19 protein-coding genes are annotated in these 23,955 nt (G+C 47.3%); 16 read left to right on the plus strand and 3 right to left on the minus strand.

Annotation, left to right across the window (positions count from 1 at the left end):
* The first annotated feature begins 7 nt into the window (after nt 1–7).
* Entirely contained in the window at nt 8–1,903 is a 1,896-nt protein-coding gene (locus tag ABXS75_06535; GenBank protein ID XCP86447.1) for a beta-L-arabinofuranosidase domain-containing protein, read from the plus strand.
* Between the two features lie 151 nt (nt 1,904–2,054).
* Here ABXS75_06535 and ABXS75_06540 read toward each other — a convergent pair whose 3' ends face one another.
* Nucleotides 2,055–2,555 carry a DUF5721 family protein gene (locus tag ABXS75_06540; GenBank protein XCP86448.1) on the minus strand — a complete coding sequence of 167 codons (501 nt, stop codon included), beginning with the start codon at nt 2,553–2,555 and terminating at the stop codon, nt 2,055–2,057.
* 168 nt (nt 2,556–2,723) lie between these two features.
* On the opposite strand from ABXS75_06540, the gene ABXS75_06545 reads away from it, so the two are divergent.
* The 15 genes from ABXS75_06545 (at nt 2,724) to ABXS75_06615 (ending at nt 21,084) form a co-directional block, all read left to right on the plus strand.
* The gene (locus ABXS75_06545) at nt 2,724–3,590 is read left to right on the plus strand and encodes a GDSL-type esterase/lipase family protein (protein XCP86449.1); all 867 of its coding nucleotides are present in this window, start codon (nt 2,724–2,726) and stop codon (nt 3,588–3,590) included.
* On the plus strand, nt 3,587–4,096 hold the full coding sequence (locus tag ABXS75_06550) for a DUF4358 domain-containing protein (GenBank protein ID XCP86450.1): 510 nt from the start codon (nt 3,587–3,589) through the stop codon (nt 4,094–4,096). Before ABXS75_06545 ends, ABXS75_06550 begins: the two co-directional genes overlap by 4 nt.
* Nucleotides 4,097–4,122: 26 nt before the next feature.
* A complete protein-coding gene (locus ABXS75_06555; protein ID XCP86451.1) occupies nt 4,123–5,523 on the plus strand; it encodes an MBOAT family protein in 1,401 nt (466 codons plus the stop codon).
* Nucleotides 5,524–5,532: 9 nt separating this feature from the next.
* Nucleotides 5,533–6,888 (plus strand): DHHW family protein, encoded by a 1,356-nt coding sequence (locus tag ABXS75_06560; protein ID XCP86452.1) that lies wholly within the window; start codon nt 5,533–5,535, stop codon nt 6,886–6,888.
* Between the two features lie 9 nt (nt 6,889–6,897).
* Nucleotides 6,898–7,686, plus strand: a complete 789-nt coding sequence (locus ABXS75_06565; GenBank protein XCP86453.1) for a pseudouridine synthase — start codon at nt 6,898–6,900, stop codon at nt 7,684–7,686.
* Between the two features lie 112 nt (nt 7,687–7,798).
* Complete coding sequence (ligA, locus tag ABXS75_06570; GenBank protein XCP86454.1) at nt 7,799–9,763, plus strand: NAD-dependent DNA ligase LigA; 1,965 nt, start codon at nt 7,799–7,801, stop codon at nt 9,761–9,763.
* Nucleotides 9,764–10,016: 253 nt separating this feature from the next.
* On the plus strand, nt 10,017–11,450 hold the full coding sequence (gene clpX, locus ABXS75_06575) for an ATP-dependent Clp protease ATP-binding subunit ClpX (protein XCP86455.1): 1,434 nt from the start codon (nt 10,017–10,019) through the stop codon (nt 11,448–11,450).
* A gap of 51 nt (nt 11,451–11,501) precedes the next feature.
* Nucleotides 11,502–13,190 carry a S8 family peptidase gene (locus ABXS75_06580; protein ID XCP86456.1) on the plus strand — a complete coding sequence of 563 codons (1,689 nt, stop codon included), beginning with the start codon at nt 11,502–11,504 and terminating at the stop codon, nt 13,188–13,190.
* Between the two features lie 19 nt (nt 13,191–13,209).
* A complete protein-coding gene (locus ABXS75_06585) occupies nt 13,210–13,497 on the plus strand; it encodes a hypothetical protein (protein XCP86457.1) in 288 nt (95 codons plus the stop codon).
* A gap of 3 nt (nt 13,498–13,500) precedes the next feature.
* Nucleotides 13,501–13,986 (plus strand): signal peptidase II, encoded by a 486-nt coding sequence (locus ABXS75_06590; protein XCP86458.1) that lies wholly within the window; start codon nt 13,501–13,503, stop codon nt 13,984–13,986.
* 4 nt (nt 13,987–13,990) lie between these two features.
* Entirely contained in the window at nt 13,991–14,716 is a 726-nt protein-coding gene (locus tag ABXS75_06595; GenBank protein XCP86459.1) for a response regulator transcription factor, read from the plus strand.
* Nucleotides 14,709–15,767: a HAMP domain-containing sensor histidine kinase gene (locus tag ABXS75_06600; GenBank protein XCP86460.1), complete on the plus strand. Its 1,059-nt coding sequence runs from the start codon at nt 14,709–14,711 to the stop codon at nt 15,765–15,767. The genes ABXS75_06595 and ABXS75_06600 overlap by 8 nt, the downstream gene beginning before the upstream one ends.
* Before the next feature lie 250 nt (nt 15,768–16,017).
* Nucleotides 16,018–16,731: an ABC transporter ATP-binding protein gene (locus tag ABXS75_06605; protein XCP86461.1), complete on the plus strand. Its 714-nt coding sequence runs from the start codon at nt 16,018–16,020 to the stop codon at nt 16,729–16,731.
* Nucleotides 16,728–19,184 (plus strand): ABC transporter permease, encoded by a 2,457-nt coding sequence (locus ABXS75_06610; GenBank protein XCP86462.1) that lies wholly within the window; start codon nt 16,728–16,730, stop codon nt 19,182–19,184. The genes ABXS75_06605 and ABXS75_06610 overlap by 4 nt, the downstream gene beginning before the upstream one ends.
* Before the next feature lie 349 nt (nt 19,185–19,533).
* Entirely contained in the window at nt 19,534–21,084 is a 1,551-nt protein-coding gene (locus ABXS75_06615; protein ID XCP86463.1) for an L-glutamate gamma-semialdehyde dehydrogenase, read from the plus strand.
* A gap of 179 nt (nt 21,085–21,263) precedes the next feature.
* On the opposite strand, the gene ABXS75_06620 is transcribed toward ABXS75_06615, so the two are convergent.
* Nucleotides 21,264–21,875 carry a DUF1349 domain-containing protein gene (locus ABXS75_06620; protein XCP86464.1) on the minus strand — a complete coding sequence of 204 codons (612 nt, stop codon included), beginning with the start codon at nt 21,873–21,875 and terminating at the stop codon, nt 21,264–21,266.
* Nucleotides 21,876–22,053: 178 nt separating this feature from the next.
* Complete coding sequence (locus tag ABXS75_06625; protein XCP86465.1) at nt 22,054–23,829, minus strand: IS1634 family transposase; 1,776 nt, start codon at nt 23,827–23,829, stop codon at nt 22,054–22,056.
* Nucleotides 23,830–23,955 lie beyond the last annotated feature (126 nt).

Below are 23,955 nucleotides of genomic sequence, written 5' to 3' on the forward strand. Positions count from 1 at the left end.
GACGACTATGATAAAAAGAAACAACAAGGCTATGAAAACATTTCTGATTCCGGAGGTGAAGGCGGAGGGATGGCTGAAAAGACAGCTTCAGGTTCAGATGGATGGTCTTACCGGGTGCCTGCATGAAGTCTGGGACAGTGTGGGAAGCTATTCCGGGTGGCTTGGAGGAACAGGGGAAAATTGGGAGAGAGCGCCTTATTATCTGGACGGACTTTTGCCGATTGCCTGGTACCTGAAAGACGAGAAGCGTTGGAATCTGGCCATGCGCTTTATTGAATGGACACTGAACAGCCAGGATGAAGAGGGAAACTTCGGCCCGGAGGCGAGCAAGCATGATTATTGGTCGCGGTATGTGATGCTGAAAGTTCTGATACAGTATTACGAGATCAAGGAAGATGAGAGAGTCATTGAGTTTTTCGAGAATTACTTCAAGTATCTGTACAAGAAACTGCAACTTGTACCGGCAAAGCAGTGGTCCAGGGCCAGAGTCGGGGATTTGCTCTACTGTATTGAGTGGTATCTTGAAAAAAAGCCGAATGAAAATGTTTATTATCTGGTTGATATCTTGCGGGAACAGGCTCTGGACTGGGTGGACATCTTTGAAGAATTCCCGTTCGTGAGACCGGTGGGGTACTATTATAACTGGGAGAAGGAACTTGACCGTAATTCCAAGGATAATCTTGATGAGATGATCAACTATCATACACACCACATTGTGAATGTGACGATGGGATTTAAGTATCCGGCGATGCTGTCTTATTTTTACAGTGATAAGGATTATGAGGCGATTTCGATTAAGGGGATGAAAAGCGCGGAAAAGTATCACGGGGTGGCGACAGGTGCCGTCAATGGAGACGAGCATTTGAGCGGAAACGATCCGTCGCAGGGGGCGGAGCTATGCTCAATCGTGGAATATATGTTCAGCCTTCAGACGATGCTTGAGAGATTCGGCAATCCGTATTTTGGGGACAAATTGGAGCAGCTTGCCTACAACACACTCCCGGCGACGATTACCGAAGACTTCATGGCACACCAGTATTTGCAGCAGGCGAACCAGGTGCTGGTGAGTAAGGCACCGAGACAGTGGTTCAACAATAATGAGGAGGCAAACATGTTTGGCCTTGAGCCCAATTTTGGGTGCTGTACGGCGAACATGCATCAGGGATGGCCGAAGTTCGTGAAAAGCCTTTGGTATCTGGAAGGGGACAGGACGGTCGTATCCATGGTGTTTGCGCCGAGCAGCCTGAACACGAGGGTGGAAGGAAATGATGTGTACATACAAATGCGCACGGAATATCCGTTTAAAAATAAAATCGAGTACAAGATTGAGAAAGCCGAAAATCTCAGCATGAAGATCCGGGTGCCGGGCTGGTGCAAAGAATTTGAACTGAAAAAGAACGGCGAGTGGATTGCGGGTCAAAACTCCGGCTTCTATGTGGATGGCTTTGTGATGGTGGAAGGTCTGACAGGCGGGGACAATCTTGAATTCACTTTGCAGATGGAGATTCGCCGTTCCAAATGGTTTCGTGACAGTATGGCGATTGAGAGAGGTCCACTGGTTTATGCGCTGGATATGAAAGAGAACTGGCATGTTGTAAAGGAGGTCGCGGGAGTGAAGGACTATGAAGTGTACCCGGAAAGTCCTTGGAATTACGCGATTGGGGCGAACTGTGAGATTGAGGTGGAAGAGCAGGAGGTGGGAGCTATACCGTTCTCAAAGAAAACGCCACCTGTGATTCTGACCACGAAAGGCAGACGCCTGGAAGACTGGGGAATCGAAAGAAACAGCGCGGGACCTGTGCCTGCAAGTCCTGTGGTGACAAGTAGCGGGGAGGAAAAGATACAGTTGATTCCATATGGCTGTACGAAGCTTCGGGTCACACAATTTCCTTATTATAATTAAATTATTTCTATCGTATAGAAAAGCACCGACGGGGCAGTTCAAAATGGCTGTCCCGCCGACGCTTTGTCCGGTTATGAGGTTGTCCTTGCGGAGCTTGTGGTCCCTCCGATGTGAAGGAGATGACTGCCGGGGACTGTGGATGGCCGATACCTTAGCCGAGGATTTCAAAAGGGATCTCATACTTGACAAAGATTCTCTGTGCCATCTTATCCCACGCCTGTTCCAGCGATTTGTCCAGTGTAAAGAGATTCAAGGAGGTTCCCGTCGTGCAGGCAAGCTGTGTGCCGTCGTATTTAAAATTCAGATATAGACCCTGTACATCTCCCGCTGAGAAGGCAAGCTCTTCCCGAGCGATCAAACGTGCGATGTTCGGCGCAGCAAGCGACAGCACAATGTGAAATCCAAGAGGGGTGCGCTTCCCCCTGATGATGGAGAAGCAGAATTCCCGCTGCTCTTTCCACAGTGCATATTCCCGCTCAGGAACCGCAGGATCGTCCTGCGTTTGACGGTAGAATTCTTTTTTTAACCGTCCGTCGATCTGAAAGGTATTGAATGTCGTGATTTCCCCTTCTATGAATAAAAAAGAGTCAAATGCAGAGCTAAGTAAAAGCTGGTTCATGCATTTTTTGGTATCCAGTGAAAAAATAAGCATAAGTCCTCCTGATGACAAGCCAAAGATCATTGAAAAAATTCATATAGATTCCTGTGCTTTAGTATAGCACACCGGAAGATAAAATGCATTGTATTTTTCGGTGATTACAAAACGAAAAATGAGTTGTGTAATGAAGGCAAATCGGCTATACTTTTAGGTAGGCATAAAATGCATCACGCGGTTTTGGACATTGCGATATCGGGAGAGTGGTGCGTGGGTGCAAGGCTTAAGCGAAAGGAACAGTGGAATGTGATGAAGCACGTACACGTGGACAAAGAACGTCTTGAAGATATCAAACGAAAAAAGATGTTTATCGTTATAGCAGCCGTCATTGTTGTATTGACTGTGATTCTGTGCGTTGTATTAGGGCGGATGGCGGCCCTCGAGGTGGATACGAAGAAAGGTATCGAGAAGATCAGAGAACTGGAAAAAACGGATATCACGCCAATAGAGGGAGCAATCAGCCAGATTGAAGAAAAAGACAGGAAAGAAGAGGAGGACTGGAAGAATCGTCCCCTTTCTGAAAAATTTGCAAATGCGGTGATTCTGGGCGACTCTATTACCAGTGGCTTTTTGGATTATCAGGTGCTTGATTCGTCGACAGTAGTGGCGGAGCTGGGAGTACATTTGCATGAGCTTGACCCGCTGATTGAGACTACGGCAAACTTAAAGCCCAAAGTGTTATTTCTGGCGTTGGGGCTCAATGACGTTTCAGCGACCAAGGGAGATACAGGGCTGTTCATTGAGCGGTATGATGCGGTAATAAAGACCTTGCGGGAAAAACTTCCGGGGACGCAGATTTATGTAAATCTGATTCTACCGGTGAAAGAAAAGGCGATCGAGAAGTATCCGGATTATGCAAGGATAGCGGAGTATAATGAAGCGCTTTCAAAGTATTGTAAGGAGCAGAAGATACCGGTCATTGATAATAGTAGTCTGGTGAAGGACGAGTATTATGAGCCGGACGGAGAGCATGTGAAAAAGGAGTATTACCCCTTGTGGGCAGAACATATGGCGGAGGAAGCCGGAATATGACGGAGATAAAAGAGAAAAATAGGCGCAAACGTTCCGTAGATATCCTTAGTATCCTGCGTTATGGAATGCTGGCGGTTTTAGTGATCTATGTCGGGCTTTTGTTTTGGACGAGCGACGATAAAGACGCCGCGTTTGATACGGTGGCGTCCGAAATAGAAAAAGTAGTGGATACGGAAGCGATGAAGCGGGCGGGGAGCCAGGAACTCAAGCGCCTGTACGGATTAAATGAGAAAGATTACGACGGGGTCCTCCTGTATTACAATCAGGCGACCATGAATGTGGAAGAGGTATTTGTGGTGCGCGCAAAGACAAAGAAGGAGGCGCGTGAGGTACTGGACGCGGCGATTTCCCGCCGGGATATTCAGATTCAGAATTTTGAGGGATATGGAGCAGAGCAGGTGGATTTGCTAAAGAACGCAATCGTGAAGCAAAAAGGGCACTATGTACTGTTTGTCGTTTCGCCGGAAGCGGCAAAATACGAGAAGGCCTTTGAACGTGCTTTGTAGTAAGATGCCTGGAAGGAAGTAGGAACATGTTATTCAGCAGCGTTACGTTTTTATTTACATTTTTGCCAATTACATTACTGATTTATTATCTGGTGCCGCGGAAGGGAAAGAATGTGGTGCTTTTGATCTGTTCGCTCCTGTTCTATGCCTGGGGCGAGCCGGTATACCTGTTCCTGATGGTGATCTCTATTTTGTTTAACTATTTCAGTGGGATCGATATTGCCAGGAATGAGGGAAGGCCGGGGGCAAGGAGGCGAAGCCTTGTATTTACGGTCGTCGTGAATTTGTTGATTCTGGGATTCTTTAAATATTATGGATTTGTGCTGGAGAATCTGAATGCGGTACTGCCGTTCCACATTCCCTACAGAGAGCTGGCACTTCCGATTGGAATCTCCTTCTATACGTTCCAGACACTTTCTTATATAATAGATGTATATCGGGGTAAGGTCCCGGTGCAGGTAAATCCGATTGATTTCGGAGCATACGTCTCCATGTTTCCGCAGCTTATTGCGGGGCCGATCGTGCGGTATGCGGATGTGGAAAAACAGCTTAAGGACAGGCAGGAGACCTGGGAGAAGTTCGGCCAGGGCGTGATTTTCTTTATCATCGGGCTGGCAAAAAAGATTCTGCTTGCCAATACCATCGGGGCGATCCACACGGAGATTACGGGTATGGCAGATAAGTCGGTCCTGACCGCCTGGTTAGGGGCGCTGGCATTTACCTTCCAGATTTATTTTGATTTTAGTGGATATTCCGATATGGCGGTGGGATTGGGAAAAATGTTCGGGTTTGAGTTCATTCGGAATTTCAATTATCCTTACATTTCCCACAGTGTGACGGAATTCTGGAGGAGATGGCACATTTCTCTTGGTAGCTGGTTCCGGGAGTACGTGTATATCCCGCTGGGGGGAAATCGTGTTTCCGTGCCTCGCCATTTGCTGAACCTTCTGATTGTCTGGTTCCTGACGGGACTTTGGCACGGGGCAAGCTGGAATTTTGTGGCGTGGGGAATGTACTACGGACTGATACTGATCATTGAGAAATATGTGACCGGAAGGCTGCTTGCGAAGCTGCCGGAGATAGCCCAGATCGTGTATAATATGTTGCTTGTGATCATAGGCTGGGTATTCTTTTTCAGCCCAGGACTTTCGGAGGCCGTCACATATCTTGGCAATATGGTGGGAGCCGGTGCGGCTGGAATCGTGGACAGGGAAGCCTTCTATCTGATCACGACCCACTGGCTGTTGTGGGTGATGGTGATCGTGGGCAGTACGCCGGTCATGCATCGCTTGGTCAGAGTGCTGTGTTTCGACGAGGAACGCCCCAGGACCGCTGTTTGCAGCGTGCTTTATATGGGAATATTTTTACTGAGCATTGCATATCTGGTAACGGAAACTTATAATCCATTTTTATATTTTAGATTTTAAAGGAATAGTATGGAAGCAGATAACGAGAGACGAAAGAGAAAAAAGACAGAGAAAGGCAAGAGAAAAAGGTCAGATAGAAAAGCGGTGGCTCTAAAGGGGCAGAAGCGCATTTATGTGACGATGACGGGTGTATTTTTGCTGGTTATGGTGATTTTTTGTGCTTTGAATCTGCTGCATAAGGACCAGGCATTTTCAGAGAAGGAGAACCGGGTATTGTCCCAGCGTCCGCAGGTCACTTTTGGAAATATTTCAAACGGACGGTTCATGGAGCAGTATGAGAGCTACCGGGCCGATCAGATGACCGGGCGGAATCTCTGGGTGCAGGTGAAGACTTTTGCGGACAGCGTTGGCGGGAAAAAGGAGGAGAACGGCATATTTAACGGAAAAGACAGCTATCTCCTGGAGGATATTGCCGTGCCGGACGAAGAGAATCTGAAGGAGAATCTGGAAGCGATGCAGAATTTCCGCAGCGCGTATGGCGAGGTGCCTATGCACGTGATACTTGTGCCCAATGCGGCAAATATTTTGAAAAATAAACTTCCTATGCTGGCTGTGACGGCAGATCAGAGTAAGCTGATCGAGGGCGTGCATGCCAAGTTGGGGGCGGAGTTTGATTGGATCGACGCACAGAAGGCGCTTAAGGCACAGAAGGATCTGGCAATTTATTATCGGACGGATCATCACTGGACGACGCTGGGGGCTTATGAGGTGTTCAAAGCCGCGAAAGAGCAGCTTGGACTGGCCGAGAAAGAGGAAATTCCGATGAAGGCCTACGGGGTGTCCAATACGTTTAACGGGACACTTTCGGCGGTGAGCGGGTATCAGACAGGTTATAAAGAAGCAATCTACATTTACCTTCCCGAAGGGGAGAACGTGCCGCAGATCGTGGTAAATTATGTGGAGGAGCAGAAGAAGACGGCGTCGCTTTATGATTCCGAAAAGCTCGGCGAGCGAGACCAGTACGCGGTGTTCCTTGGTGGAAATCATGCGGTCGTGGACATCAAATCCACGCTGGAGGGCGGTGAGAGGCTTCTGGTAATCAAGGATTCTTATGCGAATTGTTTTATCCCGTTCCTTGCACCATATTATAGGGAGATCGTGGTGGTAGACCCCAGATATTATACTGGGGATCTGGATCAGATCATGGTGGAAAAAAAGATTGACAGGGTATTATTTCTCTATAGCGGGAATACATTTTTTGAAGACAGGGTGTTGTCCGGCGTGCTTAATACAGCGGGCGATATTATGGAAAATATGGAGAATGACTCCGAAAGCGGCGAGGGGAATTCCGCTGAAAGTGGTGAAGAGAATTCCTCTGAAAGCGGTGGGGAAGATGCCGGAAACCAGGAAGAGAGCAAAGAGTAGGTTGAGAGTGTGGCAAATAAAATAGAAGAACAGTTTCAAAATAAACAGACAGGCGGCCAGGTCCGCCTGAACAAATTTATAAGCGAGGCAGGAATCTGTTCCCGCAGGGAGGCGGATCGGCTGATCGCAGAAGGGCGCGTCACGGTGGACGGGGTGAAGGCGCAGCCTGGAATGAAGGTGGAACCATATCAGGAGGTGCGTGTGGGCCGCAAGGTGATTGCACGCCGGGAGAAGATGGTCGTGCTTGCCGTCAATAAGCCCCGTGGTATTGTGTGTACGGAGGAGAGAAGAGAGCGGGACAGTATCGTGCGTTTCCTAAACTATCCGACCAGGATCACATACGTAGGAAGGCTTGACAAGGATTCAGAGGGGCTGCTTCTGATGACGAATAACGGGGATATCATCAATAAAATGATGCGCGCCGGAAATCGTCATGAAAAGGAGTACAAGGTGACGGTGGATAAGCTGGTTACAGAGGAATTTCTTCGGAACATGTCTAAGGGAGTTCCGATTCTGGATACCGTGACAAGACCGTGTAAAACGGAGAAAATCGGGAAATATAAGTTCAGGATCATTCTGACCCAGGGGCTGAACCGCCAGATTCGCCGTATGTGTGAGGCGTTGGGATATCAGGTGAAGTCTCTTCTGCGTGTGCGGGTGATGAATATTGAATTGGGGGATCTAAAGCCGGGAGAATACAGAAATCTGACGGACCAGGAGTTGAATGAATTGTACAACGGTATTAAAGATTCCTCGAATGAAACATTGTATAAGAAGATAGAGGATACGAAACGGTAAAAGGAGTAAAATGGTAAGAGTCACGTGAAAAGTTCAGAGTGAAATTTCCAAGAAATAAATGATAGAAAGTAAATGATAGGATATAAATAATAGAAGAGCAGGAATGACGGATATGGACAAGAAACAAAGAATGCAGGAATTGGTAGACCTTCTGAACAAGGCGGGAAGAGCCTATTATCAGGAGTCTCATGAGATTATGAGCAATTATGAATATGATGCGCTTTACGACGAACTGAAGGCGCTGGAAGAGGAACTGGGAATCGTGCTGGCTTCAAGTCCCACGGTGAATGTGGGGTATGAGGTGTTAAGTGAGCTCCCCAAAGAGCGGCATGAATCGCCGATGCTTTCCCTGGATAAGACCAAAGAGGCAGCAAGGCTTGCCGAGTTCGTGGGGAATCAAAAGGCAGTGATCTCCTGGAAAATGGACGGTCTGACCATCGTTCTGACCTATCGTGACGGGAGTCTTTTTAAGGCAGTCACCCGGGGAAATGGCGAAGTGGGCGAGGTTATTACCAATAATGCCAGAGTATTTAAAAATGTTCCGCTGCACATTTCCTATAAAGGAGAACTAATCCTGCGCGGGGAGGCTGTGATCAGTTACGAGGATTTTGAGAGGATCAACGCCACCATAGAAGATGTAGATGCGAAATACAAGAATCCGAGAAATCTTTGCAGCGGTTCCGTGCGCCAGCTTAACAATGAGATCACGGCCCAAAGAAATGTAAAGTTTTACGCATTTACTCTGGTAAAAGCGGACGGGGTCGATTTTCAAAATTCCAGATTGTGCCAGCTTGACTGGCTTTCTTCCCAGGGCTTCGACGTGGTGGAGCATTATCTGGTGACCCGGGAAGATTTGGAACAAAGAGTGACGTATTTTGCAGAAAAGATAGAGGAAAATGATTTTCCATCGGACGGCCTGGTCCTGGTCTATGATGATATCGCTTATGGACGTTCCCTTGGACGTACCGCAAAGTTCCCGCGGGATTCATTTGCGTTTAAATGGGCGGACGAGGTGAGACAGACACACCTCCTGGAAATCGAATGGAGCCCGTCAAGGACGGGGCTGATTAATCCGGTGGCGATCTTTGAACCTGTGGAGCTGGAAGGGACCACAGTGAGCCGTGCAAGTGTCCACAACCTAAGTATTATGGAGGAACTGGGGCTGGGAATCGGAGATACGATAGAGGTCTACAAGGCTAATATGATCATTCCTCAGATTGCCCGGAACCTGACCCGAAGCGGAAAGATTGAGATACCGAAGGTCTGTCCGGTATGCGGCGGGGATACCCAGGTGCGCCAGCAAAATGACGCTCGCTCGCTATACTGCACGAATCCGGATTGTCAGGCGAAACGGGTGAAGGCATTTGCGCTTTTCGCCAGCAGGGACGCTCTGAATATTGACGGCCTTTCCGAGGCAACGCTGGAAAAACTGATCGCGAAGGGCCTCATTCACAAGTACGCCGATATGTTCCATCTGGACCGTTATCAGGAAGAGATTCAGGAGATGGAGGGATTTGGCGAGAAATCCTACGTGAATCTGATAGAAAGTGTGAGGGCGGCCCGCACCACCACGCTGCCCCGTGTGATCTATGCGCTGGGGATCGCGGGGGTAGGACTTGCTAACGCGAAACTGATTTGTCGCCATTTTGACCAGGATACGGAGAAGCTCTTAAATGCCACCGAGGAGGAGGTCGCAGAGATTCAGGGTGTTGGACCGGTGATCGCCAAGGCGTTTACCGAGTATTTTGCCGTGCCGAAGAAGCGGCAGGAGTTCCTGGAGCTCATGGAAGAGCTTACGATTCCAAAAGAAGAACAAAAGGCAGAGCAGACGCTTGCGGGAGTGAATTTCGTGATCACCGGAAGCGTGGAGCATTTTGCGAACCGGGCGGAAGTGAAGGAACTGATCGAGAATCTGGGCGGCAAGGTGACCGGGTCTGTGACCGGGAAAACGAATTATCTGATAAATAATGACGTGAATTCCACTTCTTCAAAGAATAAAAAGGCCAGGGAATTGGGCGTGGAGATTCTCTCGGAAGAGGACTTTATGGAGAGGTTTGGGATTTCACCTACGATATAAGGCGAACACTTGGCGAGGTGGTACGTGAGCTTAGTGTCCATGGTAAAGTTTTATCTGTATGTGAATATCCCAGAATTTAGAAAAAGACTAAAAGTTATATAAACTTTTAAGGCTTCTACTGGACAAAGAACCAGGGATACAGGTATAGTAGGAGGAGAGAATGAAAAGTTCAGGTGAATGTATCACGTATATATAGATAGAGGAAATAAGTGAAATTCATAGAGGCAACTTGAAAAACAGGAGGTTACGCTTAATGTCAGGTTATGACGATTTGAATGATAAGAATAAATTAGAGCCTGTGAACACAGACGATAAGAAGCAGGATAAAAAGGACGAATATGAAAAGATCTGTTTTATCTGCCGCCGCCCGGAGAGTAAGGCGGGCAAGATGATCGATCTTCCTACGAATATCTGCGTCTGCTCCGATTGTATGCAGAAGAGCTTTGACGCCATGAATAACGGTGGATTTGATTATAGTCAGTTCATGAATATGGGAATGCCGCCGATGATGAATTTTGGCGATATGGAGGAGCAGATTCCCAAAAAGCAGAGAATCAAGAAGAAAAAGCCCCAGGAGAAAAGCCAGCCGATCATCAATATCCGGGATATACCGGCTCCCCACAAGATCAAGGCGAGGCTGGACGAATATGTGGTGGGACAGGAGCATGCGAAGAAAGCCATGGCAGTGGCGGTCTATAACCATTATAAAAGAGTGGCGACGGATACCATGGACGAGATCGAGATTGAGAAATCCAATATGCTCATGATCGGACCTACCGGCTCCGGGAAGACCTATCTGGTCAAGACTCTGGCGCGGCTTCTGGACGTGCCGCTTGCGATCACGGACGCGACTTCTCTTACGGAAGCGGGCTACATAGGAGACGACATCGAGAGCGTTGTCTCGAAACTGCTGGCCGCGGCGGATAATGATGTGGACAAGGCGGAGCAGGGAATCATTTTCATTGATGAGATCGACAAGATCGCCAAGAAGAAGAATACCAGCCAGAGAGATGTGAGTGGTGAGTCCGTACAGCAGGGAATGTTAAAGCTCCTCGAGGGAAGCGAGGTGGAAGTACCGGTGGGGGCGAACAGCAAGAACGCGATGGTTCCCCTTACCACGGTAAATACAAGAAATATTCTGTTTATCTGCGGAGGCGCGTTCCCGGATCTGGAGCAGATCATAAAAGAGAGATTGACGAAGAATGCCTCCATGGGATTTGGGGCGGACCTAAAGGATAAATACGATCATGACAAGACGGTGCTGGAGAAGGTGACCACGGAGGATTTGCGGAATTTTGGTATGATTCCGGAGTTCCTGGGACGTCTCCCGGTCGTATTTACCCTGCAGGGACTGAATGAAGAGATGTTGGTACAGATTTTAAGAGAGCCGAAGAATGCGATCCTGAAGCAGTACCAGAAACTTTTGGCGCTTGACGAGGTGAAGCTGGAATTTGACGAGGATTCCCTTCATGCGATTGCAAAGCGGGCAATGGAGAAGGACACCGGAGCCAGAGCGCTCCGCGCGATCATCGAGGAATTCATGCTGGATATCATGTATGAGATCCCGAAAGATGACAGCATCGGCCAGGTGACCATCACGCAGGCGTATATCGAAGGGACCGGCGGACCGATCATTCGTCTCAGAGGCCAGGAAATTCCAATGCTTGAGAGTGCGCAAGGAGTATAGATGGAGCAGAAACCTCATATACTTAGGGGAAAAAGTATATGAGGTTTTTTTATGCCTGATCTTAAGGAGTGTAAGGAACGGATTCTGTCGGAGGATATCCGGGATTTTATTGTGGGGAGAGATGCGTCCCTCTGGCAGGGGCTGTTGGAAACGGAGGTATGCCGCCAGGAGCTGGAATACGCATTTCAGATTGTCTACGCAACAGAAGAAGAGGTTGGGATGCCGCTGTATGAGCTTCCCTATTCTGCCGTGCCGCTTGTGTTTGCACCAACGGATATGGAGGCTCTTGCTCAGGCGGGGATATCTCAGGTGCAGAGCCTGCCGGGGCTTGAACTGACAGGGGAAGGGGTCATGGTGGCCTTTGTGGATACGGGAATTCATTATGAAGATCCGGTGTTCCGCAATCTGGACGGCAGCAGCCGCATTTTCCGCATTTGGGACCAGACCGAGCAGAGCGGGACACCGCCGGAAGGACTGCTATATGGAAGTGAATATACAAGAGAAATGCTTGACGCGGCGCTGCGTGCAGAAAATCCGCAGGAGATCGTTCCATCAAGGGATACAGACGGACACGGGACATTCGTGGCAAGTGTGGCCTGCGGCGGGGGGAGCCCGGAAAATCGTTTTATTGGGGCTGCGCCGGAGGCGGATATTGTGGTCGTAAAGTTAAAAGAAGCGAAACAGTATCTGCGGGACTATTATTTTATTTCCCAGGGCCAGGTCTGTTTTCAGGAAAATGATATCATGGCCGCGCTTTACTATCTGCGTCAGATTGTAAGGAAGGAGAAACGGCCGATGGTGATCTGTATGGCTCTCGGGAGCAGCTTCGGAGGGCACAGCGGGGCCACGCCACTTGCCGCCTATATGGAGGTCATGGCCAATACGACGATGATCTCATTTACGGTAGGGACGGGAAATGAGGCGGACAAACGGCATCATTACCTGGGGGAGATTCGTGATGAGAGTGGGGAAGAATTTGAACTGAGTGTGGGAGACGGCGTGGACGGTTTTTCGATGGAACTGTGGACCGAGATTCCCAATATTTTTTCTATTTCTATCATATCTCCCACGGGGGACAGAAGCGGCAGGATTCCGGTGAGGGAGCGCACGGGGACTTATGATTTCGTGTTTGAACAGACGGAGGTGCTGGTAAGCTATAAGATTCTAGTTCAGAGTACCAACTCCGAGGTGATTTTCCTGCGTTTTGAAAATCCACAGTCCGGGATATGGCGGCTGCGGGCTGAACCGGTGCAATTGGAGGACGGGAGGTTCCATGTATGGCTGATGCAGCAGGACTTGATGAGGGGAGAGGCGTATTTTCTGCGCCCCAGCCCGGAATATACGATTATGGAGCCGGGAAATGTTTCCTCTGCGGCGGCTTCGGCATTTTATAACGGGGCGGATAATAGTATTGCAGCAAGTTCGGGAAGAGGGTATACTAGACTTAATAGGATCAAACCGGATTTTGCCGCGCCGGGGGTGGGCGTGTTGGGAGTGAATCTGCGCGGACAGTTTGTGACGCGTTCCGGCTCCAGTATCTCGGCCGCCATTACAGCCGGAGCGGAAGCGCTTTTGGCAGAATGGCTTGCCCGGCAGGGAGTGTACCTGGATTCCGTGCAGTTCAAGAACCTGTTGATTTTGGGAGCTGCAAGAAGAACAGACCGCATGTATCCCAATCGGGAATGGGGAAACGGAGAATTGAATCTGTACCAGACCTTTGAGGTAATCCGGCGGTTTTAGACAGAAAGGAGAACGAAAGATGGGAGATTTTTTTGATAACCTGGGAAAGAGATTTACAGAGACGGTAGATGATCTCGGGAAGAAGGCAGAAGATACGTTGGAGGTGCAGAAGCTGAAGAGTAATGTGCGGACGTTAAAACGTAGGAATGAACGGGATTTGATCGAGATTGGCAAAATGGTATATGGAAAATTCAGGGAGGGGCAGATCGATGACCTGGAATATGTTCCTTTCTGCGAAGAGATTGAAAAACGCGATGAGCTGATCAGAGGGAAGGAACAGGAGATTTCACGGATACAAGGGGTATAGCCTATGATTACATTGAGTTTGCTGATTGTATCGGTGATCTTCGGTATGGATCAGGGAATGAAGTATTATGTGGAGAAGCATGTAAAAGACGGAAAGGATCAGGGATTTTTCCGGCAGAGAGGGATTCTCAGGAAAGTGCATAATCGCGGAATGATGATGAATTACCTGGAGCAGCATCCTCTTTTGGTCCAGCTTGCTTCCGTATTTGCGATGGGAATTCTTCTGATCTGGCAGGCTCTGACGCTTAAAAAGAGAGGGCATATCTGGGAGAAGCTGGGAATCGCGTTCATGACCGGCGGCGCCTTAAGCAATACCTTTGACCGGGTGAAGCGCGGGTATGTGGTAGATTTCCTGGCTGTGAAGGCGAAACAGAAAAAGCTGACGGATATGACTTTCAATGTGGGAGATTTTGCTATATTTGGCGGGGCCATTCTGACTGCTGCGGGAGTGGTGCGCTCTTGTTTGGGAGAAGGAGAAGAACGGGAATAGAAGAATGAAAGAAAGAATACTTGTCGTAGAAGATGACAGGGTGATGAGCGCGGGATTGTGTCTGAACTTGCGGGAAGCAGGGTATGAGCCATATCCCGTGTTTACTGTGGCCGAGGCAAAGCAGGCCTGCTTTGGAGGTGAGATGGGGGAGAACTATGCCCTCGTCATACTGGACGTGGGTCTGCCGGATGGGAGCGGGCTGGAATTGGCGAAAGAGATAAGAGGGGCATGTGGGATTCCTCTTATAATGCTGACGGCCTGTGATCTGGATACGGACGTGATGCGCGGGTTTGAAGCCGGGGCCGATGATTATATCACAAAGCCCTTTCATGTAGGGGTACTCCTCTGCAGGATTCGGGCTCTGCTAAGAAGGAGTGCGGATAGCGGGAGTAAGAAGGAGAGTAGGGAGCAGGTGAAGGCCGACCTGTTGTCCGTGGGAAATCTGGAAATTGATTATCACGGGTACCAGGTGAAGAAGAGAGGGAAAATCGTGAACCTTACCCCTACGGAATTCGACCTTCTCTTTCGCCTCAGCCGAAATCCGGGGAGGGTGATCACCCGGAAAATGCTGCTTGATGAGGTGTGGGACGTGAAAGGAAATTATGTAGATGAACATGCTCTGACTGTGCAGATGAGCCGTCTGAAGCAGAAGATCGCAGATGAGGAATTCTCCTATATTAAAACGGTGTACGGCATGGGATATCAGTGGATTGGGGAAGAAGATGAGTGATTTTTCGGGAAAAGAGTGGTTCTGTTTTGGGCTGATGCTTGTGGGGGCCTGCATGGTGTTCTGCGTGGCTGTCTGGTTCTGTATGAGGAGGAAATACGTTCGTTTTACGGAAAAAATGGAAGAAGTCATTGAGCAGATCATGAGGAGAAATGCGGAGAACTTTCGTTGTCAGCCATACCTGAGCGAACACCCGGAGGGACGTCATCTCGGTGGGCAAAATAGTGTAGAGGGAAGGACGGAAAAGCACCCGTCCCTTGATTTGCATAGCAGTGGCGTGCACGATATGGTAAATGAAGATACCCTGCCATCAAGACTTATCTGGCAGATTGTGCAGCTTGATAAGTGGTGTCAGTATGCCAGGGAGAGTGCACTATCTCAAAAGCAAGAGATTCAGCAGATGGTATCCGACATTTCCCACCAGCTTAAGACGCCGATCGCTAATATTATGATGTATCAGGATATGCTGGCGATGCACAGTCTTTCAAAAGAAAAAGAAGATGCGTGCATTTGTATTTTACAGCAAGAGGTGAGGAAGCTGGATTTTCTGGTACAGGCTCTGATGAAGATGTCCCGCCTGGAAAGCGCGATGATCGTTCTGGAGCAGAAAAGAGCAGACCTGTGCCAATGCGTGGCACAGGCGCTGGCCGGAATCACCAGGAGGGCCGGCGAGAAGCTGTTGGCAGTACGGACGGAATGCCCGGAAGAATGTATGGCTTGCATAGACCGGAAATGGACTGTGGAGGCGATTGAAAATGTGCTGGATAATGCCGTGAAATATTCCGGGGACGGCAAAAGCATAGAAATATCCATTACGGAGCTGGAGATGTATGCGAGACTGGATATCCGTGACGAAGGGCCCGGAATAGCGGAGGAACAATTTGAAAAAATATTCCGGCGATTTTACCGCGCACCGGAGGTACATGATGCGGAAGGCGTTGGAATCGGACTGTATCTGACAAGAGAGATTTTGTCCAGGCAGGGCGGTTATATAAAAGTAGAGTCTAAGGTCGGTGAGGGAAGTTGTTTTTCTCTGTATTTTTTAAAAGAATAGAATGCAACCGAGACAAACGATTGATGTGTGTTTGTCCCGGTTGTTTTTTTATACAGCGTATTTCTAAAGACTTCATAAAGAGGATTTTCAGGGAATTTTCTATTTTCTGAGAGAATTTTGAGACATTTTCCTGTTATCCTGTTACCAGACAGTAAGAAAAAATGTATTTGCAAAAGAGGGTAAAAGGACGCCGTATCGATCCGGCGGGTTTGCCTGTTACGGAAAACGATGAGGAAAGGACAGAAGGAAAATGGCAATATTAGAGACCAGAAATCTAAAAAAATATTATGGTAAGGAGCCAAATCTGGTGCGTGCGTTAGATGGCGTGGATCTGGATATAGAGGAAGGGGAATTCGTAGCAATCGTAGGCACCAGCGGAAGCGGGAAATCGACGCTGCTCCATATGCTGGGTGGTCTTGATTATCCTACAGAAGGGAAGGTGACCGTAAGAGGCAAGGATATTTCGGGCCTGGACGATGATAAGCTGACGATATTCAGAAGACGCCAGATCGGTTTCATTTTTCAGAATTATAACCTGGTTCCGATGCTGAATGTGTATGAGAATCTGGTGCTTCCGCTGGAGCTTGACGGAAGAAAAAGAGATGAGGAGTATCTGGCGAGGGTAATTGAAATGCTGGGCCTTGAGGAAAAATTAAAGAGTTTGCCGTCCCAGCTCTCAGGAGGACAGCAGCAGAGGGTTGCGATCGGGCGGGCACTTGCCGCGAAACCCAGCATCATTCTGGCTGACGAGCCGACCGGAAATCTGGATTCCCGGACCAGTCAGGACGTGCTTGGTCTTCTTAAGATGACCGGGCGCACCTTTGATCAGACGATTGTGATGATCACTCACAATGAGGAAATCGCCCAGCTTGCAGATCGGAGGATCCATATAGAGGATGGAAGAATCGTGGCCGGGCAGCAGGTGCGGGATAAAAATGCAGAAGTCAGGAGGAATCGGGTATGAAACTTGAGGCAAATGCCAACCGAAACGTCATTATGCATCTGGCAAAAAGCAGTGTAAAGAACAATAGAATGCGAAATTTTTTCGCAATATTTGCAATCGTGCTTTCCGTCAGTCTGATGACGGTCATGAGTCTTTTTACGCTGGGAATCGAGACGGCAGAAATACGGCAGGTATCGCAGATGCAGCAGGTGATTTATGAGCAGATCGAGGAGAAACGGGCGGCTAAGATGGCAGAGGAGGAGTCGGTAGGATTTTTGATGCTGATGAAAAGCGGTGCGGGGATTGAAGTGGGAAACAAGATTTTAAGCCCGCTCTATTATGCATGGAGCCCGCTTAAGGGGGAAACAGGAACGATAAAAACTTCTTCCGTTAAAGAAGGTGGACGTATGCCAGAAAGCTATCGGGAGGTGGCAGTGACAGAAGAGTATTGCTCTGTTGCGGGAATTCCAGCAAAAATCGGGACTTCTTTTTCGATCACTTCGATTGATGGCGTGACAGAGGAATTTGTGATCACTGGTTTTATTGCCGGAGAGTGGTCCTCTTCCAGTGTCTACCCGGTGATATTTTCGGAGAGTTATGCGAGGGAAGGGCATATGCTAAAAGAAGTGCCATTCAGTGCTCTTGTCAATTTAAAAGACGGAGATCAGATGCGCCAGGACGAATTTAAACAGAACATCGTAGAACTGGGCGCGAAATACGGGGTAGAGCGGAAGTATGTAAATGAGAATAATTATTTTACCGGGACGCTTAAAGGAGATGCACTGAAACAGCAGGAGAGAATGGTCATGGCAGGAGTGGACGCCGGAATCTTATTTGCAAGTATTCTGGTGATTTACAGCGTGTTTTATCTGTCCGTCATCGGAAGAATCCGCCAGTTCGGCCAGCTTCGGACTCTGGGCATGACGCGCGGGCAGATTCGGAGAATGGTGAGCCGGGAGGGTATGATCCTTGGCAGTATCGGAATTCCGGCAGGGCTTCTTATCGGCGGCGTGGTCGGTTATTTCCTGAAGCCGGAGGGCTGGGACTTAAGGAATACTCTGGCGGTCATGGGAGCGGTGGCCGTGGCAGATATCGTGACGATTTGGCTTTCCCTATTAAAACCGGCGTCGATGGCGGCGAAGATTTCACCGATCGAGGCAGCAAAATATGCAGGGAATTTGGGCAGGAGAACGAAGGAAGAAAAGCGAAGCAGCAAACTTAAGCGGAGCCTTACTCCGGCGGGTCTTGCCAGGATTAGTGCGGCAAGGAACCGGAAAAAGACATTTCTTACCATGTGTTCTCTTGGAATTGGCGGAATTCTTTTTATGATTGCAGCTACATTTGTAGTCTCTTTGAATCAGGAAGAGTATTCCCGGCAGAGTGGCTTCCGACATGGCGAGTATGTCATATATTTGTCGCAGAATGCCAAGGAGACGACAGAGCACGGGCAAGCGGGGCTTCAGAGAAATAATCCGCTTAATGAGGAATTTAAGAAGCGGCTTCTGGAGATAGACGGCGTGAGAGAAGTGTTCGCTTACCAGAATATGGAGGTATCCTGGGAGAGTCACGGTGAACTGGAAAAGGACGAAATAAGTGGTTTTGATGAAGAACTATTTAAACGGATTCAGAAAAAATATGCAGATTCCACAGAAAATCTGCAGCAATTAAAATATGAAGATATGGTAAAAAATGATCAAATTTTTGTTTTGGGTAATAGCACGGTGGAAGAGGTATTTGGCTGGAAATTTAAGATTGGAGATGAAGTAACGTTCACCTTTGATAATGGGGAAACGATCATCGAAAGGGAGTGTAAGGTGGCTGGATTCATTAAAAATGGTGATTTTCTGCACGATGAGATCGTGTTAAACCACTGGTTCTATGTGCCGCAGGCACTGTTAGATGAAGTGAGTGAGGGCCTGAACTTAAATAGCCAAATGGTAGTGAGTACAGATGAAAAAAAGGAAAAGACGATTACGCCGGTCATCACGGAATTAGTGGAAGAAAATCCGAACCTGATTCTGGATACCTTGAAAGAGAGGCGGGAGAGGGATAAAAAGAGTTTCCAGATGATGTATATGGTGGTGCTTGGACTTAGTCTGTTCGTGATCGGGTTCAGCTTCCTGAACCTGATCAATACACTGATTACCAATATTGTTACCCGCAAGCAGGAATTTGCGATGCTGGAATCTGTAGGCATGACCCGCAGGCAGCTGGGACATATGGTGAGTCTGGAAGGAATCCTGCTTTCTGCCGGAAATGCTCTTATTACCCTGGCACTGGGAAGTGCGGCCGGGTATGGAGGTGTCATGCTGATGCACAATCTTTCCGCAACCTATATGCATTTCCATTTTCCACTCTGGTTTTATCTGGGATATCTGTTCGTGTTGGTGCTGGTACCGCTTACGGTCTCAGGCGGAGTGCTCAGAAATTTTGAAAAACAGGCGTTGACGGAAAGGCTGCGGATTGAAGATTAGGGGATTGAGATATGTTTCACAAAACCTTTTGATATGTAAAAATTTCTTTTATTAAGTTAAAGTTTCTTCAAGTGATAGATAGGATTTTGCTATAAAGCTATACCGAAATTATTTTCCTGTACATCTTGCAAGTGCAAAGATTACCTGTTAAAATAGTATACATGTATGCGGAAAGAAAATGTACAATAGTTTAAACTTCGGTCTAATGCAAAAAAACTGTCAACCACGCAGTTTTTGGGAATGTTTCTTATATTTTCAAATATGCTTTTGAAATGAAAAGATTGACGCATAAAAAAATTGTTGTTACAATACTTTCCATATAACAAAGAAAAACAGGAGGTACTGACAGATGCTAAAAGGATTTAAGAACGCCGCAGAATTGGATTTCACATTGGAAGAGAATAAGCAGAAAATGGAAGAAGCCTTTCGTCAGCTAGACGCAGAGAAGGGATCCGTTTACCCACTGATCATCGGAGGAGAGAGAATCGAGACAGAGAAGAAGATCGCTTCTTTATCTCCGGCTACAAAGGAAGTGTTGGGATATGCATGCTCTTGCAGCCAGGAATTAGCGGAGAAAGCAATTTTGGCAGCAAACGAGGCATTTAAAAAGTGGAGCATTACTCCGGTTGAGGAGAGAATCCGCTGCCTGAGAAAGCTGGCTGCCCTGCTCGATGAGAATCGTTTCATCATCGACGCATGGAATGTAGAAGAAAGCGGAAAGAACTGGGGAGAAGCTGACGGAGAATTGTGCGAGCAGCTTGATTTCATCAATTCCTATGTGATGCATATGGCAGAACTGGATAAGGGACTGGAACTGGTGCCGACAGACGAATACACCAAGTGTATCTATATCCCGATTGGCGTTGGCGTGGCGGTTCCGCCGTGGAACTTCCCGCTGTCACTTTTAGGCGGTATGGTCGCAGCAGCAGTCGTAACAGGAAATGCGATCGTTTGTAAACCGTCATCTGACACGCCGATTGTTGCATATAAATTTGTAGAGCTTTGCGAGAAAGCAGGCATTCCGGCAGGCGTTGTAAACTATATTCCGGGTTCCGGTTCAGAAATCGGCGACTACATCGTAGAGCACCCGCTGACAAGATTTATCAACTTCACCGGATCTAAAGCAGTAGGCTGCCGTATTAATGAGCACGCAGCTAAGATTGCCGATGGTCAGAAATGGATCAAGAGAGTGGTAGCTGAGATGGGCGGAAAGAATGCGATCATCGTTGATTCTTCTGCAAATATCAAGAAAGCAGCACAGGGAATCGTAAATTCCGCATTTACCTTCCAGGGACAGAAATGCTCCGCATGCTCCAGAGCAATCGTTATGAGTGACGTGTATGACGAGCTTGTAGATGCAGTGGTAGAATGTGCAAAAGAGCTTCATGAGAATCAGGGGTCCGGTAGAAGCAATGCACCGATGGGACCGGTCATCAACCAGGGAGCATACAACAGCATCACTAAGTACATTGAGGTTGCACGCGGCGAAGGAAATATCGTTTATGGCGGTACATACAGCGACGCAGAAGGCTACTATATCGCACCTACCGTAGTTCGTGATATCACAAGAGATGCACGTATTGCCAACGAAGAAATCTTCGGACCGGTACTTGCAGTGATCAAAGTGGAGTCCTTCGATGAGGCTCTTGATATCGCAAACCAGACCGAATACGGCCTGACCGGTTCTGTTTACAGCGCAAACCGTGAAAATATCATGAAGGCTAAAGTAGGCTTCCATGTAGGGAATCTGTATTTCAACAGAAAATCAACAGCGGCTGTTGTCCTTCAGCACCCGTTCGGCGGCTTCAATATGTCCGGTACAGATGCCAAGACAGGAACAAGCGATTACCTGACCAACTTCCTGAACCTGAAGTCTATCACAGAGGATCTGTCAGAGTAAGCATTTATAAATAAAACCTATAAACGGGTCATTGGTACAGAATTATCAATTAACAAAAACAGAGGAATTCCTAAGGGGGATTCCTCTGTTTTTAATAATATGTTCGGCAGCATTCTTGCTGCCACACCTGACTTTACTATTTAGTATGTTTCATTGTCAACTATTGAAGTGCCAAAGCACTACAAGTTATTATCCGGAGCCTGACCGTCATGTGCCGGCCATTTGCATTCAGTGAGTTCCATGTTGGTAAAAGTGGCCAGAAAAGAGGAGTCTTCCGGGCTGCAGGCATAGATACCAAATGCAATTTCTCCATTTCCCTCTAATAGGTGGCAGATCCGAATCTGACGGTAGGTAACACCATCTTCCGAGCATTCGATGCGGAAATCATCTTCCCGCCGACTCAAACGATACCACATAGATTTTATATTGGCATCAATTTCCGTTGTGGCCCAGTCAGAATAACCGTGATTAGTTACTACGCTTCCAAGATGCTGGAATTGGTCATTTTCATATTCGATAGAACCTTTGATCCAGTTTTCGCTGTCCAGATAAACGACAACACCACACTGATCAAAACGATGTTGACTGGCAAATTCCGTTTTAACAATAAAAGAAAAAAATGGATCGCTGGTTTTCATCTGGAGTACGGGAGCATTGTCATTGCGGAAATGGTAATAGGTTCTTTGCCACAAATCCGTATTCGGCTTTGTGGTAATCTCGATTTTCTCCGGGGAAATCCGGTAGTTTTCCGGTTCTCTTGTCCATTGCAATTTTGTGACATCGAATTTCATTTTGCATTCCTCCAAAGATTTCAAAATTTCATTCATGGTTAAAACCCTTTCAAGAGTATTGGTTGCATTTTTTCTGTTTACAGGTATAATCCCATCTTTGACAGTAAAAATCCGTAGATTGCTGTAAAATCAAGCTTTCTACGGATTTTTTTGTTGTTCAAAATGTAGCTATATATTATTACTTTTTCTTCTTTGAGGCTCGTATTATTTTCCTCATATTTACATCAGTTATGATTTGATAATCGGTACGGAATCCGGCTGTTTCGTGTAGTCTGTCCGTCAGATCCGTCCTTGTATAAACGGGTGTGTACCCCAGTTTCTCACCGGGGCGGGCCATCATCATGTTCTTTAAAGTATCTATGATTTCCTCACATGTATAGGCTTCTTTGAGTTCCTTTTCCAGAATCCTGTAGATAACAAGTGCTATAAAACAAGTGATGAAATGGGCACGGATATGGTCTTCTGTCTGAAGGTATACGGGGCGGGCCCTGAATTCCGTTTTCATGACCCGGAAACATTCTTCAATCTCCCAGCGCTTCTTGTTGATTCTTACGATCTCTTCTACACTCATATCATCCAGGTTCGTGCATACAGCATAGAAACCATCATAACGTTCTTCTTCCCGGATTGCATCTGTATTAAGATACACGATCTCTTCTGAGCAGACTTCTCCATCTTTGGTTGCTTTCTCTCTGGAGATAAATCTGTGCGGGTCATTCTGGTTCTTGGGACGCTGTTTATACTTCCCATCATTAATAAGCTGCTGTGCACGCTCGACCTGCCCGTTCCGGATCTTCCTCTGATAAGCTTTATATTTTGGAGAAAAAGAAACGACCAGATGTTGTTCTAATGGCTGGGCTCCTTTTTTGATCTTCCGTTGGGAGAGGTCCTCTTTGATCCAGCGATCCTTATAAAAAATGTTTTTATAATTCTTTGCTTCATCGATCTCGTTGAGATTAAAGGTTTCATCAGAACCTGGCAGGTGCCATCCGTCTGGATCAAGTGCAAAATCCTTGAGATAGTCAGGCAGCTGTTTTATGGATTGTATGGTAATAAAACTACGGAGCTGTACACCATTAATCTTTCTGTCATTGAACTTCCGGTTTGTCTTGGAAGAAAGCCCTGCATCTGTACAGACGATGATCTGGTCAAGTCCGTAATCGCGGAGTACTTTTTGCTCCAGTGGTTTCAAAGTGGGCTGTTCATTTTTGTTTCCGGGATAAATATCGAAGGCCAGCGGAATGCCGTCGTGATCCATGAACAGTCCCATACCAACGATAGGGAGGGGCTGGTGCTGTTTGGATTTTCCATAGCGGCGCAGATCATCTGCCTCTTCAATCTCAAAGAAGTAATTCGTACAGTCATAATAAAGGACATCTTTCCTGCGTTCGCAGACCTTCTGGCTGTTTTTATAAAGCTGTGCCTGTATAAGATCATTTTCTTCCGAAAGGACAGAAAGGGTCCTGTAGATGTCATGCAGTTCGAATGTGGGCTGCTCAATAAATTTCGTGGCCTGTCTGTTGGAGGACAGTTTTGAAGATGGATAAAGAATTCTTGTATAAATAAGCTTCGAAAGGACATCATTCAAATCATAAGCAAAAGAATGACGGGAGGAAATATCCCTGCATATTTTGTCCAGCCCCAAACTATAATAAATGTTCTGCAGGAAGAGATAACCGCAGTTAAAAAGCTTCTGTTCATTTTTCTTCAGGAGCTTTGAAGGAGAATAGCTGATAAGGATTTCTTTGTTCTCATCATACTCTTTGCGATTTAATTCATTGACATACTCCTGTGCCCATACATAGGGATCCTTACCACCGGCTTTTGCGGTGACTTCTGTCAGGTTGCCAAGTTTTTCAACTGTGACAGTGGTCACACGGCCATCTGGTTTTCGGATTGTTTTCTGTACATAAAAGGATGCAGAATTTTTCGATTTGCTTACTGTAAGTTTCATGGCAAACACCTCCTAATCCTTATTATACCACATATAGCTACAAATAGCCACAACAAAACGAATAAGATTTGACAAAAAAATACAGGCTTTATGGGGCCTGCAAGTACTTTTTCCATTATTTAACTG

The organism is Roseburia hominis (assembly GCA_040702975.1).
Classification (GTDB): domain Bacteria; phylum Bacillota; class Clostridia; order Lachnospirales; family Lachnospiraceae; genus Allocoprococcus; species Allocoprococcus hominis_A.

What these genes read in the sequence shown, in the direction of transcription:
- ABXS75_06535 (XCP86447.1), top strand. Translation starts at nt 8, where the DNA reads ATGATAAAAAGAAACAACAAGGCTATGAAAACATTTCTGATTCCGGAG.
- ABXS75_06540 (XCP86448.1), bottom strand. Translation starts at nt 2,555, where the DNA reads ATGCTTATTTTTTCACTGGATACCAAAAAATGCATGAACCAGCTTTTA.
- ABXS75_06545 (XCP86449.1), top strand. Translation starts at nt 2,724, where the DNA reads ATGCATCACGCGGTTTTGGACATTGCGATATCGGGAGAGTGGTGCGTG.
- ABXS75_06550 (XCP86450.1), top strand. Translation starts at nt 3,587, where the DNA reads ATGACGGAGATAAAAGAGAAAAATAGGCGCAAACGTTCCGTAGATATC.
- ABXS75_06555 (XCP86451.1), top strand. Translation starts at nt 4,123, where the DNA reads ATGTTATTCAGCAGCGTTACGTTTTTATTTACATTTTTGCCAATTACA.
- ABXS75_06560 (XCP86452.1), top strand. Translation starts at nt 5,533, where the DNA reads ATGGAAGCAGATAACGAGAGACGAAAGAGAAAAAAGACAGAGAAAGGC.
- ligA (XCP86454.1), top strand. Translation starts at nt 7,799, where the DNA reads ATGGACAAGAAACAAAGAATGCAGGAATTGGTAGACCTTCTGAACAAG.
- clpX (XCP86455.1), top strand. Translation starts at nt 10,017, where the DNA reads ATGTCAGGTTATGACGATTTGAATGATAAGAATAAATTAGAGCCTGTG.
- ABXS75_06580 (XCP86456.1), top strand. Translation starts at nt 11,502, where the DNA reads ATGCCTGATCTTAAGGAGTGTAAGGAACGGATTCTGTCGGAGGATATC.
- ABXS75_06585 (XCP86457.1), top strand. Translation starts at nt 13,210, where the DNA reads ATGGGAGATTTTTTTGATAACCTGGGAAAGAGATTTACAGAGACGGTA.
- ABXS75_06590 (XCP86458.1), top strand. Translation starts at nt 13,501, where the DNA reads ATGATTACATTGAGTTTGCTGATTGTATCGGTGATCTTCGGTATGGAT.
- ABXS75_06595 (XCP86459.1), top strand. Translation starts at nt 13,991, where the DNA reads ATGAAAGAAAGAATACTTGTCGTAGAAGATGACAGGGTGATGAGCGCG.
- ABXS75_06600 (XCP86460.1), top strand. Translation starts at nt 14,709, where the DNA reads ATGAGTGATTTTTCGGGAAAAGAGTGGTTCTGTTTTGGGCTGATGCTT.
- ABXS75_06605 (XCP86461.1), top strand. Translation starts at nt 16,018, where the DNA reads ATGGCAATATTAGAGACCAGAAATCTAAAAAAATATTATGGTAAGGAG.
- ABXS75_06610 (XCP86462.1), top strand. Translation starts at nt 16,728, where the DNA reads ATGAAACTTGAGGCAAATGCCAACCGAAACGTCATTATGCATCTGGCA.
- ABXS75_06615 (XCP86463.1), top strand. Translation starts at nt 19,534, where the DNA reads ATGCTAAAAGGATTTAAGAACGCCGCAGAATTGGATTTCACATTGGAA.
- ABXS75_06620 (XCP86464.1), bottom strand. Translation starts at nt 21,875, where the DNA reads ATGAAATTCGATGTCACAAAATTGCAATGGACAAGAGAACCGGAAAAC.
- ABXS75_06625 (XCP86465.1), bottom strand. Translation starts at nt 23,829, where the DNA reads ATGAAACTTACAGTAAGCAAATCGAAAAATTCTGCATCCTTTTATGTA.